We start from the raw sequence: 18357 nt of genomic DNA on the forward strand, positions 1-18357 counted from the left end.
TCCTCGATGATGACGGTCAGTGCGCCTCGGCCAGCAGTACCCGCGGGCTGTCGCTGCCGCAGGCGCAGCGGCCGGTGACGACTCGGCCGGCCGTGCCGAGCGGTGTCTCGGGCAGCGACGAGGTGCGTCCCTCCCCCGCCGCGACGGTCAGCTGTCCGTCCCGTTCGCCGACCCGCCATTCGGCGGCGTTGATGTGGGCGCCGGCCCGCTCGGGGCACTCCAGCGCGAGGGCCGGTCCGACGGCGGAGATCAGGGCGGCGGACACTCCCGCTCCGCGCAGCGGCGGTACGGCGGCGGGCCGGGCCAGGACGACGGACGTCGACCGGAACAGTTCGCCGATGTCGGCGGCGCCGGCCAGCCCCTCCAGGGTCTCGGCGGACAGGCCGATGACCGTGTGCGGGGTGAGTTCACGGTGGAAGACGGAGGTACGGCGGTGGTCCCAGCCCATCGCCTCGGCGATGCCGTACGTCACCTTCAGGGTGCGCAGGGCGCCGATCACCGCGTGGCCCCAGAAGCCCTCGAAGCCGGAGGTGGTCAGCAGTGCCCGCTGTCCTGCGGCGAGGCCGTGCTCGCGGAGCCGTTCGGTGACCCACTCGGTGTCCCGGGCGAGTTCCGCCCAGGTCAGCTCCATGTCCGTCATGCCGTCGGCAGCGGGGAAGCGTACGAGGTAGGCGAGTTCGGGGCGGTCGAGCTGCCTGGCGCGGGCCAGGGTGTCGGCGCGGGCCATCAGCTCTTCACCACCCGGGGGAACTTGGCGACGCTGGTCATGGTCTTCAACAGGTCCTCCTCAGTGCGCATGTCGAGCACCGGTTTGACGCCGGTCCGCTCGCGCACGGCCTCGCTCAGCCGGCCGGCCAGGGCGTCGACGTCGCCGGTGAGTGCGGGGTCGTAGCCGACGCGCAGTCGCAGTTCGTCGACCTCACGGCCGTCCCGGACTATCTGGAAGACTCCGGCGACCGTCTCGGGCTGGTCCTCGACCGCCTGCCAGATGTCGCGCAGGACAACCGAGCGCCCGTGGACCAGCGTCTCGTCGCCGCGTCTTCCGGCCACCCACATCCGGGCGTGCGTACGTCCGCAGCCGCAGGTGTCCCGGGAGAGGCGGACGAGGTCCTCACTGCGGTAGCGGATCAGGGGTGCCGCCCGGTTGTCCAGGTCGGTGGCGACCAGTTCACCCAGGTCGCCCTCCCGGGTGTCCTGCCATCCGCCGTGTTCGTCGACCTCGACGCACTCGGCGAAGACGGTGTCCTCCCAGAGGTGGAAGCCGTCGTGCTCGCGGCACTCCCAGGCGGTGCCGGTGTCGGCGGCGCTGGTGTACTCGTACACGTCGATGCCCCAGTCGTCGCGGATGCGCTCGCGCATCTTCCGGCTGAGCGGCTGCCCGGCACAGGAGGCGCCCTTGAGGGAGGAGAAGGCCTCCTTCAGATCCGTCGTCTCGGCCAGGTGCTCCAACTCGACCATCTGCGGATACATCATCTGCAGATAGGCGGGCCGGTAGGTGCGCAGGGCCTCGACGACCTCGTGCATCTTGCCCATCCAGGTGTCCACCTCGATGACGACCGCGCCCAGCGCCTGATATCCGGGGTCCATGAGGTTGCGGAAGGTGCCGGGCGGGCTCAGCACCCGGTCGCCCGGCCGCAGGCCGAGTTCCCACAGGTCGCGGACCTGCGCGGTCACCAGGGGCGGGGCGTCCTGCCAGATCTCGGCGAAGAACTCCGGGTCGCCGGTGGTGCCCGAGCTGGAGGAGACGGAGGTCAGCTCCTCGACCGGGACGCAGAGCAGACCGCCGAAGGGGTCGCCGGTGCGGGCCCGGTGGGCGCGCACCATGTCCTTGGTGATGAACGGCACCCGCGCCCGGAAGTCCTCCAGGGACCGGATGTCGCGCGGATGTGCCCCGTGCTCGTCCCAGAGCTCGCGGTAGAAGGCCGAGTTGCCGTAGGCGTACTCGACGAGCTCCAGGATCCGTTCCTCCTGTCGCGCCCGCAGTCGCTCCCGGGGCATGGTCTCCACCTGGGGCTCGAAGTACCTGTCCCCGGTGTCCCTGTCACCGACCATGGCGCCTCCTCGCGGCTCAGTGCCCAGATCTTCCAGCTATCAGCGCAATCAGTCAACCAATTCGACGGATTCACGGCCCAGGCGGAGCCAGGTCTCGCGATCCATCGATTTATATAGTTAACTATTAGCACTCATTCAACCACCTGGAGGGCGCCGTGAAGATCGTTGTCTGCGTGAAGCACGTGCCCGACGCCACGGCGGACCGCACCTTCACCCAGGGCGGCACCACCGACCGCGCGTCGGTCGACTCAGTGCTGTCCGAGCTCGACGAGTACGCGGTGGAACAGGCCCTGCGGATCGCCGAGTCGGACACCGACACCGAGATCAGCTACCTCACCGTCGGCCCCGACGATGCCAAGGACGCCCTGCGCAAGGCGCTGGCCATGGGCGGCGACTCGGCGATCCACGTCAACGACGACGACATCGAGGGCAGTGACGCGTTCGGTACGTCACTTGTCCTGGCCAGGGCGATCGAGCGGCACGGCTTCGATCTCGTGCTGTGCGGGATGGCCTCGACGGACGGCACGATGGGCGTCGTACCGGCGCTGCTTGCCGAACGGCTCGGCGTCCGGGCCGTCACCCATCTCGAGGAGCTCGCGGTCGAGAACGCGACGGTGACGGGCCGCCGCGAGGGCGACGGCGCGACCGTACGGATCAAGGGCGCCCTGCCTGCCGTCGTGTCGGTGACCGACCGCTCCGGGGACGCCCGTTACCCGTCCTTCAAGGGAATCATGGCCGCGAAGAAGAAGCCGCTGGAGACCCTCGACCTCGCCGACCTCGGGATCGAGGCCGCGCAGGTCGGCAGCGCCGGCGCACGATCGGCCGTGGACACCGCGACCAGACGCCCGCCGCGCGCCAAGGGCGAGATCGTCGTCGACGAAGGCGCGGGCGGCGTCGGTCTGGCCGCGTTCCTCACCGCGAAGAAGTTCATCTGACCCGCCCCTGATCCGTTTTCCGACCCACCCCGCCCCGTTCTCCGGCAAGAGGAGTGCATCACCGTGGCCGAAATCCTCGTCCTCGTCGACCACACCGACGGCGTCGTACGCAAGCCGACCCTCGAACTGCTCACCTTGGCCCGCCGATTGGGCGAACCCTCGGCCGTCTTCCTGGGGTCGGGCGCCGACAGCGCGACCGAAGCTCTGGGCCGGTACGGCGCACGGAAGATCTACGTCGTGGACGCCCCCGAGGTCGACGAGTACCTCGTCACTCCCGTCGTCGACGCCCTCACGCAGATCGCCGAGCGCACCGGCCCGGCGGCGATCCTGCTGCCGTCCGGGCCGGACGGCAAGGAGGCCGCCGCCCGGGTCGCGCTCAGGCTCCACTCGGGGCTGATCACCGACGCCGTCGACGTCACCGCCGGGCCGGACGGCCCGGTGACCGAGCAGTCGGCGTTCGCGGCGACGCACCAGGTCATCGCGCACATCACCCGGGGCGTGCCGGTGATCACGGTCAAGCCGAACGCCGTCGCCCCCGAGCCCGTCCCCGCCGACCCCGTCCCCGCCGACCCCGTCGTCGAGAAGCAGGACATCGCCTTCGGCCCGGCCTTCGCCGGCGTCCGTATCCTGTCCCGCACACCACGGGAGCGCGGCGACCGACCCGAGCTGACCGAGGCGGACATCGTGGTCTCCGGCGGCCGGGGTGTGAACGGCGCCGAGAATTTCGCCCTCGTCGAGCGGGTCGCCGACGCGCTGGGCGGGGCCGTCGGGGCGTCGCGTGCCGCCGTGGACGCGGGCTGGTATCCGCACAGCCACCAGGTCGGGCAGACGGGAACACAGGTCTCCCCGCAGCTCTATCTCGCCGCCGGCATCTCCGGCGCCATCCAGCACCGGGCGGGCATGCAGATGTCCAGAACCATCGTCGCCGTCAACAAGGACCCGGACGCCCCCATCTTCGAGCTGGCCGACCACGGCGTCGTCGGGGACCTGTTCGAGGTCCTGCCCCAGCTGGTGGACGAGATCGAGCGGCGCCGCAGCTGATCCTTACCCCTTCCGACCTTCCCTTCAGCGCCCCATACAACTAAAATCGCTAACTGATTACATCTATTGACCCGAGGGAGCGTCATGTCGAAGATCTGGGTCAACTCGGGGGACTCCCACGTGATGGAGCCCGCCGACGTGTGGACCGAGCGGCTGCCCGCACGGCTCGGCGCCCGCGCCCCGCGCAGCGAGCGCGGCGAGAAGTACGAGATGCTCTACATCGACGGCGAGCGCATCGACCGCCAGCTCGGCGACTTCATGGACGCGATGCGTCCGCCGGGCGCCTGGGACCTGAAGGTCCGCCTCAAGGACCTCGACCAGGAGGGTGTGTGGTCCCAACTGGCCTTCCCCTCCATGGGGTTCTGGCTCGTCTCGATCACCGACCGTGAACTCGCCCGGGAGACCGTACGGGCCTGGAACGACTGGGCGCACGAGGAGATCCTCAGCAAGAACAAGCGGGTCATCACCACCGCCTGCGTCTCGACGGCCGACATCGGTGACGCGGTCGCCGAGCTGGAGCGGGCGGCGGAGCTGGGCTTCAAGGCGGTCTTCCTGCCGTGTTCGACCCGCCAGGGCGAGGAGTACGCGCTCGACCGCTGGGAGCCGCTGTGGACGGCGGCGGAGCGGGCCGGCATGGTGCTCGGCTTCCACATCGGCACGGGCGCCCAGAACGTCGTCTTCCGCGGGCCCGGCGGCGCGGTCGTCAACTACATGGAGACGACCTACCCGGGGATGCGCGTGGTGTCCCACATGGTCGCGGGCGGCGCGCTGGACCGTCACCCCGACCTCAGGATCCTGATCGCCGAGGGCGGCGCCGGATGGGTGCCGGCCATCGGCGACCGGATGGACGAGGCGTACCGCCAGCACGGCATGTTCGTCCGGCCGAAGCTGAGCCGGCTGCCCAGCGAGATCGTCCGGCAGCAGGTGTACGCGTCCTTCCAGCACGACCGCAGCTCGGTGGAGATCGTCGAGGCGACCGGCTACCGCAACGTGATGTGGGGCGACGACTACCCCCACCTGGAGGGCACCTACGGTCACACCCAGTCCACGCTCCGCGATCTGTTCGACGGTGTGTCCGACGAGACCCGCGACCGTGTCACGCGCGGCACCTTCGACGAACTCTTCAAGCTGCCGGAGCAGACTCCCCAGGAGGCGGCCGTCTGAACGGCGCCGACGGCGGAACTCCGGTGACCACTCCCCCGTATGCAGAGGACCGTCACCCCAGGGACCCGCACCTCAGGGACCCGAACCCCGGGGGGCCGAACGCCGGGGACCCGTACCCCGAGGACCTGGAACGGCCCGGACTCGTCAGGACCGGGCGGTCGACCTTCGTCCGGCCCATCCGGCCGGAGGACGCCGACCGTCTGGTCGCGTTCGTCGGCGGTCTGTCCCGGGCCACCCTGGCCTACCGCTCGCTCGGCCCGGTGGTCCGCGCCCGCGACGACGTCATCCGGCGCGGCGCGCACGTGGACTACCTCAACGAGCTGGCGCTCGTCGCCCTGGACGGTGACGAGATCGCCGGGCTGGTGCGCTACGTCCGCGATCCGGAGGAACCGGAGCACGCCGAGGTCACGTTCACCATCCGGGACGATCACCAGAGCGAGGGGTTCGGCCGGCTGCTCCTGGAGCACATCGCCGCTGCCGCCCGCGCCCGGGGCATCCGGGTGCTGGAGGCCGACGTGCTCGCCGACAACACCCGGATGATCAATGTGTTCCTCGGCTCCGGATACCGGATCGAGAGCGGACCGCCCGGCCAGATCATCCACTTCGAGATCGCCGTCGATCCGCAGGCCCAGGCCGTGGCCCGGGCCGAGCGCCGCGAGCACACTGCCGTACGGCGGTCGCTCAGACCCCTGCTCGAACCGCGGTCGGTCGCCGTGATCGGCGCCAACCGCGACCCGCTGACGATCGGCCACGAGATCGTCGCCAACCTGCTGCGGGGCGGCTTCGGCGGCAGCGTCTTCCCGGTCAACCCGCGGGCGGAACAGATCGCGGGCGTACGGGCGTACGCGAGCGTCCGGGACCTTCCGGAGCCGCCGGACCTGGCGCTGGTGGCCGTCCGGGCGGGGGCGGTGCCCGAGGTCGTACGGGACTGTGCGGACGCCGGTGTCAAGGCGGTGGTCGTCGTCTCGACGGGCTTCGGGGAGACCGGGGTCGAGGGGCGGGCGACCGAGCTGGAGCTGGCCCGGTTCGCCCGGGCCTCCGGGATGCGGCTGGTGGGCCCGAACTGCATGGGCGTGGTCAACACGACGCCAGCCGCGCGGCTGGCCGCGACCTTCTCGCCCGCCCTGCCGACGCCCGGCCGGGTCGCGATGTCCAGCCAGTCCGGACCGCTGGGGCTCGCCGTGCTCGACTTCGCCAAGCGACTGCGGCTCGGCTTCTCCGGGTTCGTGTCGGTGGGCCACGCCGTGGACGTGTCCACCAACGACCTGCTCCAGTGGTGGGAGGAGGACCCGGGGACCTCGGTGATCCTGCTGCACGTCGAGACCTTCGGCAATCCGCGCCGGTTCGCCCGCGTCGCCCGCCGGATCGCCCCGCGCAAACCGATCGTCGCGGTACATCCGGGGCACGCGGACTCGGTGGTGGGCTCGCTGTTCGCCCAGTCCGGGGTGATCCGTACCCGCAGTCTGCAAGAGCTGTTCGACGTCGCCCTGTTGCTCGCCCACCAGCCGCCCCCGCCCGGCAACCGGGTCGCGGTGATCACCAATGCGGGCGGCCCGGCGGCGCTGACGGTCGGGGCGTGCGCGGCGAGCGGTCTGTGCGTTCCCGCACTCGGTCAGCGCACGCGCCGGACGCTCCGTTCGGCCCTGGCGCCGCACGCGGACGTCGCCAATCCGGTCGACCTGACCCCGACGGCCACCGCCGCGCACTACCGCCAGGCCCTGGACGCCGTCCTGGCCGACGACGACATCGACGCGGCCGTCGTCCTGTTCATGCCGCCGCTGGCCGACAAGCCCGACGAGGTGGCGTCGGCGATCCTCGACGCTGCCGCTACCCGGCCCGACAAACCGGTGGTGGCCAGTTTCCTGGGCGGCGCGGGCGTCGCCGATCTCCTGCACCGGGGCGACCTGGTGGTGCCGACGTACACGTTCCCCGAGGCGGCGGCCGTCTCGCTCGGGCACGCGGCGGCCTACCAGACCTGGCGCGGCACCCCCGCGGGCGTCGTTCCGGACCTCGCGGGGGTCGACGCCGAGCGCGCCCGGTCGCTGATCGCCGGCCGGGCAACTGGTCCGGTTCCCGCAGCGGTCGCCGCCGAATTGCTGGACGCGTACGGAATAGCCGTACGCGACACCGACCCGCACCCCGGTCCACGCCCCGGCCCGGACGCGTTTCTCTCCGTCCGCGCCGACCCGGTGTTCGGCCCTGTGGTCGCCTTCGGGCTCACGGGGGACTACGCCGACCTCATGGCGGACGTCGCGCACCGGGTCACCCCGCTCAGCGACCGCGACGCCCGGGAGATGGTGCGCTCGCTGCGCGCGGCGCCGCTGCTGGACGGCCGCGCGGGCGGCCCAGGGGTGGATCTGGCGGCGCTGGAGGAGACCGTCCTGCGGATCTCGGCGATGGTCGATGACCTCCCCGAGATCGAGGCGCTGGAACTGCGCCCGGTACGGCTGCTGCCGCCCGGGGACGGAGTGGCCGTCGCCCACGCGACGGTCCGGCTGGCCGGCAACGCCAAGGGAGGTGGCCGCTCATGAGAGTCGGCATCTACTTCGACCTACGCAATCCCCCGCCCTGGCGGCAGAGTTGGTCGCGGGTGTACGGATTCGCCCTGGAGATGTGCGAGGAGGCGGACCGGCTGGGCCTCGACTCGGTGTGGTTCTCCGAACACCACGGCTTCGAGGACGGCTATCTCCCCCAGCCCCTCACCATGGCGGCCGCGGCGGCGGCCCGCACACGCCAGGTGCGACTCGGCACCGCTGTCGTCCCCGCCCCGCTGCACGCGGCGCCCGAGATCGCCGAACAGGCCGCGATCGTCGACATCATCAGTGACGGCCGCCTGGACCTCGGCCTCGGCACCGGCTACCGGGTGCCCGAGTACCGGCTGTACGGCGGCGACCTCAGCAAGCGCTACACGACGACCGACCAGCGGGTACGGGAGATCCGCGGCCTGTGGGCCGAGTCGCTGGTCACCCCCGGACCGGTCCAGGATCCGCTGCCGATCTGGCTCGGCTACCAGGGCCCGCAGGGCGCCCGGCGGGCCGGCCGGCTCGGCACGGGGCTGCTGTCGCTCAACCCGGCGCTGCTGACGCCGTACCGGGAAGGGCTCGCCGAGAGCGGGTACGACGTGTCGGCGGGCCGGATGCAGGGCTCGTTCACCACGTTCGTCACCGAGGACCCCGACGGCGACTGGCCGGTGGTCCGCAAGCACCTGGCGTACCAGTGGGACAGCTACCGCCGGTACATGGTCGAGGGGACCGACCAGCCCGCCCCTCGCCCGATCGACCCCGAGAGATGGCGGGAGACGGGACTGAGCGCGACCGGCGTCGGCCAGTTCCTCTACGGCACACCGCAGACCGTCGCCGACGCCATCAGGGAGTACGTGAGCGGACTGCCCGTCGAGGGGGTGTTCCTGTGGGCCTCCCTGGCCGGTATGCCCGAGGAGATGGTCGTCCGCCAAGTGCAGCTGATGGCGGGAAAGTTGCGCCCGCTGCTCGCCGACGCCTGACGGACGGACAGACGGACAGACACACCGAGGAGCACATCATGTCGACGACGGGCACCGGCGGGACCGAAGTGACGGCACCGAACGGGCACTGGGCGGGATCGGGACTGACCGAGCCGCCCCGGACGGCCGGGGGCGTGACCCTCTGCGGTGGGTGCCGTTCCGCTGGCGCGTGCCGACTGGGTGTGGAGCGCGAACGGCTCGACGAGGACGGCGTGGCCCGGTTCGAACTGAGCTGCCCGCGCTCGCACGAGGGTGGGCCCGATGTCGCGCACGGCGGCTGGACGGCGGCCGTCCTGGACGACTGCCTCGGCCATCTCCCGCTGCTGCACGGCGTGATGAGCGTGACCGCCGAGCTGACGGTGAGCTTCGTGAAGCCGGTGCCGGTGGAACGGCCTTTGGAGCTGCGGGTGTGGGCCGACCGGCGGGAGGGATCACGCTGGTACATCGCGGGCGAGCTCACGCTCGCGCCGGGCGGGGCCGTGCTGGCCCGTGCCTCCGGGATCTGGGTGACCCGTGACCAGAGCCACTACGCGCGGCACGCGCAGTGGCTGGCCGGACAGGGCGGGGACACCGAAGGTCAGTAGGAACGCAGTCCCATGCTCCGGGCGATCCCGTTGCGCTGGATCTGGCTGGTCCCCCCGGAGATGGTGGCGACGATCGACTCCCGGTACCGGAAGCTCATCACGCTCTCCGTCGAGAAGCCGTGCCCCGCGCAGACCTGCATCCCGAGCCGGGCGGCGGCCACATAGGTCTCCGACCCCTTGAGCTTGGCCATCGATCCTTCGCGCGTGCACGGCTTGCCCTGGGCGAGCAGCCAGGCGGCCCGGTAGGCCAGCAGGCGGGCGGAGTCGATCTCGGTCTGCAGGTCGGCCATGGCGTGGGCGAGTGCCTGGAAGTTGCCCACCGGCCGGCCGAAGGCGTGCCGTGTGCGGGAGTACTCGAGCATCTCGTCGAGGGTGGCCTGGGCGGCGCCCAGATAGCCGCCGCTGATGATCACCTTCTCGAGTTCGATGTTGGAGAGCATCACCTTCCAGCCCTCGTCGCGCGGGCCGACGAGGTTCTCCTTCGCCACCAGGGCGTCGTTGAAGAAGACCTCGTTGGTGCCCAGGATGTGCCGGGCCAGTGTCGGTGTCCGGCGTACCTCGACGCCCTCCGTCGACGGGTCGACGAGCAGCAGGCTGATGCCGCCGTGCTTGGGCTCGCGCGGCCCCGTGCGCACATAGGTGGCGATGGTCGTGTCCGGCAGTCCGCCGCCCGTGCACCACGCCTTCTGGCCCCGGACGAGGAAGTGGTCCCCGTGGTCCTCGGCGGTGGTGCGCAGGGCGGCGGCGTCGGACCCGCTGTCCGGCTCGCTGAGTCCGACGGCGAGCCGGTGGCGCCCCGTCATCACGTGGTCCCGGATGAAGTCGCGCTGCGCCTCGTCGCCCCAACGGAACACCGTGAGCCCGGGGATGAGCACCCCGATGTAGCACATGGCGACATCGAAACTCGCCCGCCCCAGCTCCTCGGCGATGAGGACGAGCTCGAGCGGTCCGCCGCCGTCGCCGCCCTCCTCCTCGCTGAACGGCAGCGAGAACCACCCCAGCTCGGCCATCCCGCGGAACAGCTCGGGCGGTACGGCGCTCTCCTCGTCCCACCGTTTGGCCTTCTCGGCCGGGCACACGTCGGCGACGAACTGCCGTGCCGTCGCGCGCAACAGGTCCTGCTCGTCGGTCAGCCCGAAGTCCACGGCCACTCCTCGCCAGCATTAGCCCATTCATCTATCTAATTATCCTATGTTAGCTGATAGCGAGCGGACATCATGCCTACGAACCGAACAGAGCACCTGGTGCCGCAGAGACCTGGTAGGGGTTGTCGAGGACGCCCGGGGGTGTCGCGCAGGATCACGCTCTCCTGCAGTGGGATGCGTCCCATGCTGACATCGTGCATGGGTGATGTCTGATCGCCGACGCCGAAGGCGATACCGAACAGCAGCTTGAACTCGTCGGGGACGCCGAGGGACCTGCGGACAGTGCCGACGTAGACGCCGAGGACGGCCTGCGGGATACCCCGGTATCCGCGTGCGGTCAGCGAGAGCAGGAAGTTCTGGGCGTACGGGCATGAAGAGGAGGGCGACGTGCGGCGCTCCGTAGAACCTCAGGTTCTCGCGGATGACTTACTTCCTGCCCTCCCGGTCCGAGCGCTCCACGCCACGGGCCCCATGGACGATGGCCGCGTGCTGGTGCGACCGCTGCCGGTAGATGCCTTCACCGTAGTCGGAGGTGAAGTCGGGTGAGGTCCGGTCTTCCTCGTACGCCTTGAGGAGTTCATTGCTCAGGGCGTCCCGTGCCGCGCCGGAGACGATGTGCACGTTCCACGGCTGGGTGTTGCAGTTCGAGGGGGCTGTCTGGCGGGGATGTCACGGACCCAGGCTTCCTTCTCCCAACTGCCCCATAGCGCCTGCACGATCTGGACGACTTCGTGCGCACGCTCGTACTGCGAAGAACAGCAGCTGTATCTTGCCGCGCTCGGCCGCCTGCGCGTAGCGCACGAACCGGTCCATGTCCGTGTAGCTGGACAGGTTCGCACCAGGCAGGCGCCGTGCCCCGGGCTCGGCTCCGTAGCCGCTGGTGAACTCCATGCACAAGAGCAGCTGCCGGGATGTCATAGACCCTCCTCCGAACGAGGCGAGAAAACGAGGCTCAGGACGCAAGGGGGGAGAACGCGGTGCCGGAGGACCCGGCCGCGGGGCGGCGGCAGGCGTGGTCACCGGTGGGCGGCGCGGTTCATCTCTACGACGTCCTCCAGGGTGGGGTCGGCACCGAGGGCGGCGAAGCGTTGCCCCATGCTTTCCCGGACCGCCGCGTCCTTGACGCGATCGGCCGCGGCCAGGGCCCCCGGCAGCTCCTCCAGGGTCAGCTCGGTGCAGTAGGCGGGGCCCATCGGCTGCTGACGCCAGGAGTCAGCCAGCGGGCCGGCGTCGTAGGGGTCGAATCCGGTGTCGTCCACCAGGCGCATGGCCACCCGCTTCGCCTCATCGGAGTCGCCGGCGACCGGGATGGCGATCCGGCCCGGGGTGCCCGCCGGGAGGCCCTTCGTTCGCTGGGTCTCGGCCAGGGCGGCGTTCCATGCCTTGACCACGGGGCGCCCGAGGAGCTCGGAGGTGTACACGCTCTCCACCGCGCCGTTCTCGACGGCCTCGATCCTCCCGTTGAGGTGCGGGTAGTAGTTGGAGGTGTCGATGACCACCGTTGTGGCGGGTACGGAGGCGAACAGGTCGGCCAGCTGTCCCGCCACTCCGAAGGGGATGGCCAGGATGACGGCGTCCCTGTCCTTGACGGCGTCCTCAAGAGCCACGGCGCGGGCGCCGGTCTCCAGCACGCCCGGGTCGACGGCCTCGGGCCCACGGGCGTCGGCCACCTGGACGTCGTGACCGGCTTCGCCGAGCTTGCGAGCGAGATTGCCGCCGATCGCTCCAGCGCCGATAACAGTAATTTTCATGTTTTGTCCTTCCGACGGGCGCACCACTCCCAGGGCGGCGCGATGTGAGTGATCACTGCGGGGCTGTGAAATGAAGGCGCGGGAGACGGCCCGGAGTCCAGTGGTGCCCGGACTCCGGCGATCGCCCGCCAGAGGTTTACGCCTCGGCGTTCCGTGCGCGGTAGCCGGTGGCGATGAGCGCGCGAACGCGGTCCAGCGACTCCTCGTCGGCAGCGCCGGCGCCCTTGAGCCAGGCGACGGAGATGGCCGCGAGGAAGAGGTCGTAGCCCTTCACCGACTTGCGCACGCAGCCCGTCCGCTGAGCGGCCCGCACGTACTCCTCGGTAGCGGTGATGACCGTGTCACAGGGGAGCGTGAGCGGGTTGTCCGGATCCTGCGCCCTGGCCGCGGTCATGAGCGGCTCCGGCAGCCCGCTGAACGCACTGAAGTACTCCTCCAGCGCGCGCAGCCACTGCTCCAGCGCCTTGTCGGCGTCGCCGAGTCGCGCGATCTCCGCCTGGCGGGCCACCAGTTCCTCGGAGCGCGTCTGTAGGACGGCCGCCAACAGCGCTTCCCGGGTGGGGAAGTGCCGGTACAGCGTGCCGGGCCCGACGCCCGCTTCCTTGGCCACCGCCTCCAGGGACGTACCGACCCCGTACCTCAGGAAGTGACGCTGTGCCGCTTCCAGGAGGGCGGCACGATTGCGCTGGACGTCCGCACGAGGCTTGCGCCCCTGCTGCCCACCGGCACTCATACGCCCTCCTGGTCACGCGATCCTGTAGCCACGATAAAACGGAGGCTACCTCCGTACTGATTCCACAGTAAAGCGGAGGCACCGTCCGGTCAAGCGGCTTCAGTCCCGCACAGGCTCCCCCTCCCCCTCCGAGGCGAACCGGCCGCGGGTGTCCTGGATGACCACCATGAACCCGCGCCGGGCAGCCGCCGGCGGACCGAGCATGACGGTCATCATGGGGTCTGCCTGCCATAGGGCAGTCGGCTCAGCGGCACCGGCCACGGTCCCATGCCACCGGGCCGGTAGACATCCGCGCGCAGCACCGTGCCATCGCGCATCCGCGCCGGGACGTCGACCTCGATCCGGATGTCTGCCATGCTCTGCGTCTTGTCAGGTCAGGGGTCGCGAGGTCAGGCCGTCGCGGTCAGCAGGTCGGCCAGTACGTCGGGCCGTTCCAGGGCGATGAAGTGGCCCGCCTTCGGCACCTGTGTGAAGTCCGCAGCCGGGAGCAGCTCCTTGTTGGCCTGCCGGTCCGAGGGACGGGACCAGTCCTTCTCGCCGTAGACGAAGTGGACCGGCGCCTCGACCTCGCGATAGCGCGAGCGCGCCGCGATGAGGCTGGGCAGGGCTTGGTACACGGCCCGGGCAACGGTCGGGTAGCCCGGGCGGGCGCCCACCCGGAGCAGTTCGTCCACGTAGTCCTCCCGCAGCGCGGTCTTGTCGCCGAGGCCCCCCTGAAGGATCTTGCTGAGGGCAGGCTTGGGCTCCACCCCGGCGATGACCGGGCCCACCCCCGGGGCGAGAACACCGCTGATCACCACCCGGGCGAGGAGGCTGGAGCGGGCGATGCCGCCGCGGAAGTCGTAGGTGTTGACCGCGACGACGCGCCGTACCCGCTCCGGGAGATCGGCGGCAGTGGTCAGCGCGAGCACCGCTCCCATGGACTCCCCTGCCAACGTCACGTCGTGGAGGTCGAGTTCGGCGAGGAGCCGCTCGACGCCCGCACGCATGGCCGGCTCGTCGTAGGAGGCGCCGGGCACGATCTCGGAGTAGCCCATCCCGGGCAGGTCGAGCGCGTACACGGTGTACTGGTCCGCGATCAGCGGGATGAGGTGGCGGAAGTGCTCGGCCTGGGTGCGCACGGTGTGCAGCAGGACCAGCGGGGCCCCGGTGCCCGCCTTGAGGTAGCGCAGTGCCCCCTCGCGGCCGCCGCGTCCTGGGCGTGGGGCGAGGGTGTGGCTGGTGGTCCCCGGAATGTGGATCGTGGGACGTGACTCGGGGGCGGTCATCTCGCCGACTCCTTGAGTTAGGGGGCTACTTGGCCAGTTGGGGGTACAGACCGGCCAGGTCGCCGGCGAGGCCCGCTTTGACCTGGCGGGAGATGTCGTCGGCGAGCACCTCGTGAGCGCCCGACTCGATGCCGTCCAGGGCGAGCGCGGCCACGTCACGGGGGTCGGACTTGAGTGCGTCGACGTCGGCCGTGAGGTCGGTGTCGACGTAGCCGACGTGCAGTCCGGTGACGGCGATGCCGCGCGGCAGCAGTTCCAGGCGCATGGAGTTGGTCTGTGACCACAGGGCGGCCTTGGAGGCGCTGTAGGAGCCGCCGAGCGCGATCCAGGAGAGCACGGAGTGCACGTTGAGGAGGTGGCCGCCGCCGTTGCGCTCGATGACCGGCACGAAGGCCCGGGCCACCAGCAGCGGGCCGTAGAAGTTGGTCTCGAACTCCCGGCGTACGTCGTCGACCGGGGAGTCGAGGAAGGACGCGCCGACCGACGCGCCGGCGTTGTTGATCAGCACGGTCACGTCCTGCGCCTGCGCGGCTGCCGCCGCCACCGACGCCGGGTCGGTGACCTCCAGCGCCAACGGGACCGCGTCCGGGTGCGTCACGCTGCGCGGATCGCGGGCCGTGGCGTAGACCTTGCCGGCGCCACGCGCGTACAGCTCCTCCACCACGGCCTTGCCGATGCCCCGGCTGCCGCCGGTGACGAAGACGTTCGCGCCCTTAAGAGCAGTCATGACTCTCTCCACAGAATGAGAAACCGATCGGTTTTCATCACGGTAAACCGATCGGTTTCCAAGTGCAAGCCTGTCGGGCGCGTGAGGTGGAGGCGGAGCGCCGAAGGCTCCCGGGAACGACCGCCTTCAGCCGCGGATCGTGACGGCCGCCACGGAGAACTTGGGCACCCGCTTCGGCCCGGCGGCCGTGCCCACGACCATCCCGCCGCCGAAGACGAGGCCGCGCAGCCCGAGGCGGCTTCTCTTCACGTTCCAGGACTCGGCGGCGAATCGACCGGCGTTCTGCACCGTCGGGAGCCTTGAGATCGCTGATGCCGGTCCGTCGCTGATGCCGGTCCGACGGCCGGAAGCAGGTGACGCGCGGGATGCGACCGGTGATGGGTCGGTCGGCTCCCTGATCGTCGGCGTCGCCGTAGACCGTCACCCCACCGGCCGAGTACGCCCGGGGCGCCCTGCGGTCTCGACCGTGCGACACAGGGCGCCGACGCCGACATGGACGCTCCGTGGACGAAACAGCCGTGCCGCGACGACGAGCAACCAGTCGCCCGCCAAGGCTGCAACATCGGCTACTCGCGCTTCAACTCTGACGGGTCACTCCGAGGCCAGAAGCGCTCCGTTCGCTTGCACCGAGGAAACCGATCTGTTTTCCTGAGTGGAAACAGATCGGTTTCCGATCGATGTGTCGGCCCATGACCAGCGACTAAAGGGGAACAGTGAGTACCACCTTCGACCGCGGGGCGCCCGCCTCCGGGAAAACCGACTCGGGCCGCCGCGGCTCACATGCCGTGCGCTGGTGGGTGCTCGTCGTGCTGGGCGTGGCGCAGCTCATGGTCACGCTGGATGCGACGGTCGTGAACATCGCGCTGCCCGAAGCGCAGCATGATCTCGGTTTCAGTGACGGCAGCCGACAGTGGGTCATCACCGGGTACGCCTTGGCGTTCGGCAGCCTGCTGCTGCTCGGGGGCCGACTCGGCGACCTGTTCGGCCGACGTACGACCTTCGTGACCGGCCTGATCGGTTTCGCGGGCGCATCCGTCGTCGGCGGCGCGGCCGGTAGCTTCGAGATACTCGTCGCGGCACGCGTGGCCCAGGGCCTCTTCGCCGCGTTGCTCGCGCCCGCGGCGCTCTCGCTGCTCAGCGTGACCTTCACCGACCCGGCCGAAAGGCCGAAGGCATTTGGCATCTTCAGTGCGCTGTCCGGTGCGGGCGCCGCGGTCGGACTCCTGCTCGGCGGCATGCTCACCGAATGGGCGTCGTGGCGCTGGGTGATGTACGTGAACGTCATTTTCGCGGGCGTCGCGCTGGTCGGTGCGCTGCTGTTGCTGGCCAAGCCCGCGCTCACCGAGCGGCCCAAGATCGACATTCCTGGCACCGTCGTGGTGAGCGCCGCGCTGTTCGGCATCGTCTACGGGTTCGCGCACGTCGAATCCACCAGTTGGACCGACCCGGTCGCCCTCGGCTCCATGATCAGCGGCGTGGCGCTGCTCGCGGTGTTCGCCTGGCTGGAGCTCAGGGTCGCGCATCCGCTGCTGCCGCTGCGCGTCGTGCTGGACCGGACCCGAGGTGGTTCGTTCCTGGCCGTGTTCGTCCTGGGCATGGGGATGTTCTCGATCTTCCTGTTCCTGACCTACTACCTGGAGGCCAGCATCGGCTACTCGCCGATCGAGGCCGGTCTGTCCTTCCTGCCGATGGTCGGGGGCATCGTCGCCTCGTCGACCACGGTGCCTTCACTGCTGCTGCCCAAGGTCGGCCCGAAGGTCGTGGTCAGCGTCAGCTTCCTGGTCTCCGCATCCGGTATGGCCCTGCTGACCCGGCTCACTCTGGACAGTGCCTACGTCGCCGACATCATGCCGGGCATGATCCTGCTGGGTCTCGGTATCGGTGGGGTGATGACCACCGCGTTCCAGGGTGCGACCGCAGGCGTGCACCACGAGGACGCGGGCGTCGCCTCGGCGCTGATCAACACCAGCCAGCAGGTGGGCGGTTCGATCAGTACGGCGCTGCTGACCACCGTGGCATCGTCGGCCGCGACCGACTACCTGTCCTCGCACAAGCCGGGCGCACTGACCGTGGCGCAGGCCGGCGTCGAGAGCTACACGGCCACCCTGGCGTGGGGCGCCGGGATCTTCGTGGTCGGTGCGGTGCTCACGGCGTTCCTGATGCCGAATTCGACTCTGGCGCCGTCGGAGGGCGAGCCTGTGATCGCCCACTGAGTCCGAATTCACCGTGGTGGTGAATGTTCTGCGCTGATCGGCGCCCTCCAGGCGCGCCGATCAGCGCAGGACAGGGGCATCCCCGAGACGATCCCGTGCGTTCCGTCGCCAGTGAGCCGATCATCGCCGGTAGCGGGCACCCGCCCTGTGGGCTGAATCTGCGAGGCCGATGGACTCGCCGGCGAGGGCACCGACACTGGGGATCGCGGTGGCGGTGCCGACCTCCAGTCGCCCCCATCGAAACGCCGCCTCGCTTCTACCCCTTCCTCGCAGTGCTCGAGCCGCCACAACAGCTCACCAGCGGTATCCACTCGATCCTCTACCGCGGCGCCCGAGACGAGGCGGGCCTGCCCCGGTACTGGATGATGATGACTGTCGGCCTCATCGCGGCCGCACTCCCAGGCTTCGGGGTGACGGGGCGGCACACCCTCCAGGGAGTGCACCGTGTCCATCCACCCGCTCGGCCGTGGGCAGCTCCGTAGATCGCGACGACAAGTCCTGCAAACCGATCGGTTTCCAACGGGCTGGAATCGAGTTAACCTCGCAATATGACCACCGAGGCGAAATCAAGCTCCCGAGAGCGGCTACTGGAGGCAGCGGCCACGCTCACTTACCGCGACGGCGTCAACATCGGCATCGACGCGCTGTGCAAGGCGGCGGGGGTATCGAAGCGCTCCATGTACCAGCTCTTCGAGAGCAAGGACGAACTCCTGGCAGCGAGCCTGGAGGAACGCGCCTCCGCCTATGTGGCGACGCTCCTTCCCGCAACGGACGACAACCGTCCACCCCGCGAGCGGATCCTGCACATCTTCGAGCAGATGGAATCACAGGCCGGCGCACCCGACTTCCAAGGCTGCCGGTACCTCGCCGTGCAGATCGAGCTCAAAGACCCGAGCCACCCCGCGAGCCAGGTGGCCCGCCGGATCAAAGCGAACCTGACCGCCTTCTTCCGCGCCGAGGCCGAACAGGGCAGGGCGAGCGATCCCGACCTGCTGGCCCGGCAGCTCAGCCTGGTCTTCGACGGCGCCAGCGCCCGCGCGGGAATCAAAGCCGACACGCCGGCAGGGCTCATCGCCCCCACCGTGACGGTCCTGCTCGATGCGGCGCACATGCGCTGACGCATCGCGCTTCACGAGTAGCCGCGGCGGCCGATGCACCCGGCGAGTCGCAGCCGACCTCGGGCGAACCGGAAAACGCCCGCGGCGTCACCCTCGTGCCATAGCCGCCCGAAGGGGCCCGACA

At 70.2% G+C, this 18357-nt stretch carries 19 protein-coding genes; 8 read left to right on the plus strand and 11 right to left on the minus strand.

Going from position 1 to position 18357, the window contains the following annotated elements; all coding sequences use genetic code 11:
* Positions 1–16: 16 nt before the first annotated feature.
* Positions 17–727 (minus strand): hypothetical protein, encoded by a 711-nt coding sequence (locus ACFYX4_RS37375; protein WP_389343625.1) that lies wholly within the window; start codon positions 725–727, stop codon positions 17–19.
* Positions 727–2052 (minus strand): phenylacetate--CoA ligase family protein, encoded by a 1326-nt coding sequence (locus ACFYX4_RS37380; RefSeq protein ID WP_389343628.1) that lies wholly within the window; start codon positions 2050–2052, stop codon positions 727–729. The genes ACFYX4_RS37375 and ACFYX4_RS37380 overlap by 1 nt, the downstream gene beginning before the upstream one ends.
* 173 nt (positions 2053–2225) lie before the next feature.
* Here ACFYX4_RS37380 and ACFYX4_RS37385 point away from each other — a divergent pair, with 173 nt between their 5' ends.
* From ACFYX4_RS37385 to ACFYX4_RS37410, 6 genes are all read left to right on the plus strand, one after another.
* A complete protein-coding gene (locus tag ACFYX4_RS37385; RefSeq protein WP_389343727.1) occupies positions 2226–2987 on the plus strand; it encodes an electron transfer flavoprotein subunit beta/FixA family protein in 762 nt (253 codons plus the stop codon).
* Between the two features lie 63 nt (positions 2988–3050).
* On the plus strand, positions 3051–4028 hold the full coding sequence (locus tag ACFYX4_RS37390; RefSeq protein WP_389343631.1) for an electron transfer flavoprotein subunit alpha/FixB family protein: 978 nt from the start codon (positions 3051–3053) through the stop codon (positions 4026–4028).
* An 84-nt stretch (positions 4029–4112) separates the two neighbouring features.
* Positions 4113–5192, plus strand: coding sequence for an amidohydrolase family protein (locus ACFYX4_RS37395; protein WP_389343634.1), 1080 nt, complete (start codon positions 4113–4115; stop codon positions 5190–5192).
* Between the two features lie 23 nt (positions 5193–5215).
* Positions 5216–7723 (plus strand): GNAT family N-acetyltransferase, encoded by a 2508-nt coding sequence (locus ACFYX4_RS37400; RefSeq protein ID WP_389343637.1) that lies wholly within the window; start codon positions 5216–5218, stop codon positions 7721–7723.
* The gene (locus ACFYX4_RS37405; protein WP_389343640.1) at positions 7720–8694 is read left to right on the plus strand and encodes an LLM class flavin-dependent oxidoreductase; all 975 of its coding nucleotides are present in this window, start codon (positions 7720–7722) and stop codon (positions 8692–8694) included. The genes ACFYX4_RS37400 and ACFYX4_RS37405 overlap by 4 nt, the downstream gene beginning before the upstream one ends.
* A gap of 38 nt (positions 8695–8732) precedes the next feature.
* Complete coding sequence (locus ACFYX4_RS37410) at positions 8733–9278, plus strand: PaaI family thioesterase (RefSeq protein WP_389343643.1); 546 nt, start codon at positions 8733–8735, stop codon at positions 9276–9278.
* Here the strand turns inward: ACFYX4_RS37410 and ACFYX4_RS37415 are convergent.
* The 9 genes from ACFYX4_RS37415 to ACFYX4_RS37455 all read right to left on the minus strand — a co-directional run bounded on the left by ACFYX4_RS37415 (position 9272) and on the right by ACFYX4_RS37455 (position 15190).
* Positions 9272–10423, minus strand: a complete 1152-nt coding sequence (locus tag ACFYX4_RS37415) for an acyl-CoA dehydrogenase family protein (RefSeq protein ID WP_389343646.1) — start codon at positions 10421–10423, stop codon at positions 9272–9274. The genes ACFYX4_RS37410 and ACFYX4_RS37415 overlap by 7 nt on opposite strands.
* Before the next feature lie 426 nt (positions 10424–10849).
* A complete protein-coding gene (locus ACFYX4_RS37420) occupies positions 10850–11044 on the minus strand; it encodes a hypothetical protein (RefSeq protein ID WP_389343649.1) in 195 nt (64 codons plus the stop codon).
* 395 nt (positions 11045–11439) lie between these two features.
* A complete protein-coding gene (locus tag ACFYX4_RS37425) occupies positions 11440–12201 on the minus strand; it encodes an NADPH-dependent F420 reductase (protein WP_389343652.1) in 762 nt (253 codons plus the stop codon).
* A 109-nt stretch (positions 12202–12310) separates the two neighbouring features.
* Entirely contained in the window at positions 12311–12907 is a 597-nt protein-coding gene (locus ACFYX4_RS37430; RefSeq protein ID WP_389343655.1) for a TetR/AcrR family transcriptional regulator, read from the minus strand.
* Between the two features lie 99 nt (positions 12908–13006).
* Positions 13007–13123: a CocE/NonD family hydrolase gene (locus ACFYX4_RS37435; protein ID WP_389343658.1), complete on the minus strand. Its 117-nt coding sequence runs from the start codon at positions 13121–13123 to the stop codon at positions 13007–13009.
* On the minus strand, positions 13120–13263 hold the full coding sequence (locus ACFYX4_RS37440) for a hypothetical protein (RefSeq protein WP_389343661.1): 144 nt from the start codon (positions 13261–13263) through the stop codon (positions 13120–13122). The genes ACFYX4_RS37435 and ACFYX4_RS37440 overlap by 4 nt, the downstream gene beginning before the upstream one ends.
* 33 nt (positions 13264–13296) lie before the next feature.
* Complete coding sequence (locus ACFYX4_RS37445) at positions 13297–14175, minus strand: alpha/beta fold hydrolase (protein ID WP_389343664.1); 879 nt, start codon at positions 14173–14175, stop codon at positions 13297–13299.
* Positions 14176–14200: 25 nt separating this feature from the next.
* On the minus strand, positions 14201–14902 hold the full coding sequence (locus tag ACFYX4_RS37450) for an SDR family oxidoreductase (RefSeq protein ID WP_389343667.1): 702 nt from the start codon (positions 14900–14902) through the stop codon (positions 14201–14203).
* A gap of 126 nt (positions 14903–15028) precedes the next feature.
* On the minus strand, positions 15029–15190 hold the full coding sequence (locus ACFYX4_RS37455) for a hypothetical protein (RefSeq protein WP_389343670.1): 162 nt from the start codon (positions 15188–15190) through the stop codon (positions 15029–15031).
* A 425-nt stretch (positions 15191–15615) separates the two neighbouring features.
* Between ACFYX4_RS37455 and ACFYX4_RS37460 the strand changes: the two genes are divergently transcribed.
* Complete coding sequence (locus ACFYX4_RS37460) at positions 15616–17115, plus strand: MFS transporter (RefSeq protein WP_389343673.1); 1500 nt, start codon at positions 15616–15618, stop codon at positions 17113–17115.
* A 548-nt stretch (positions 17116–17663) separates the two neighbouring features.
* The gene (locus ACFYX4_RS37465) at positions 17664–18233 is read left to right on the plus strand and encodes a TetR/AcrR family transcriptional regulator (protein WP_389343676.1); all 570 of its coding nucleotides are present in this window, start codon (positions 17664–17666) and stop codon (positions 18231–18233) included.
* Positions 18234–18357: the final 124 nt, after the last annotated feature.

This window comes from Streptomyces sp. NPDC002328 (genome assembly GCF_042890065.1).
Lineage (GTDB): Bacteria > Actinomycetota > Actinomycetes > Streptomycetales > Streptomycetaceae > Streptomyces.

Bases quoted from the DNA above. Each gene is read 5' to 3' on its own strand.
- ACFYX4_RS37435 (WP_389343658.1), bottom strand. From the start codon at position 13,123: ATGATGACCGTCATGCTCGGTCCGCCGGCGGCTGCCCGGCGCGGGTTC.
- ACFYX4_RS37450 (WP_389343667.1), bottom strand. From the start codon at position 14,902: ATGACTGCTCTTAAGGGCGCGAACGTCTTCGTCACCGGCGGCAGCCGG.
- ACFYX4_RS37405 (WP_389343640.1), top strand. From the start codon at position 7,720: ATGAGAGTCGGCATCTACTTCGACCTACGCAATCCCCCGCCCTGGCGG.
- ACFYX4_RS37395 (WP_389343634.1), top strand. From the start codon at position 4,113: ATGTCGAAGATCTGGGTCAACTCGGGGGACTCCCACGTGATGGAGCCC.
- ACFYX4_RS37375 (WP_389343625.1), bottom strand. From the start codon at position 727: ATGGCCCGCGCCGACACCCTGGCCCGCGCCAGGCAGCTCGACCGCCCC.
- ACFYX4_RS37440 (WP_389343661.1), bottom strand. From the start codon at position 13,263: ATGGCAGACATCCGGATCGAGGTCGACGTCCCGGCGCGGATGCGCGAT.
- ACFYX4_RS37410 (WP_389343643.1), top strand. From the start codon at position 8,733: ATGTCGACGACGGGCACCGGCGGGACCGAAGTGACGGCACCGAACGGG.
- ACFYX4_RS37465 (WP_389343676.1), top strand. From the start codon at position 17,664: ATGACCACCGAGGCGAAATCAAGCTCCCGAGAGCGGCTACTGGAGGCA.
- ACFYX4_RS37430 (WP_389343655.1), bottom strand. From the start codon at position 12,907: ATGAGTGCCGGTGGGCAGCAGGGGCGCAAGCCTCGTGCGGACGTCCAG.
- ACFYX4_RS37445 (WP_389343664.1), bottom strand. From the start codon at position 14,175: ATGACCGCCCCCGAGTCACGTCCCACGATCCACATTCCGGGGACCACC.
- ACFYX4_RS37380 (WP_389343628.1), bottom strand. From the start codon at position 2,052: ATGGTCGGTGACAGGGACACCGGGGACAGGTACTTCGAGCCCCAGGTG.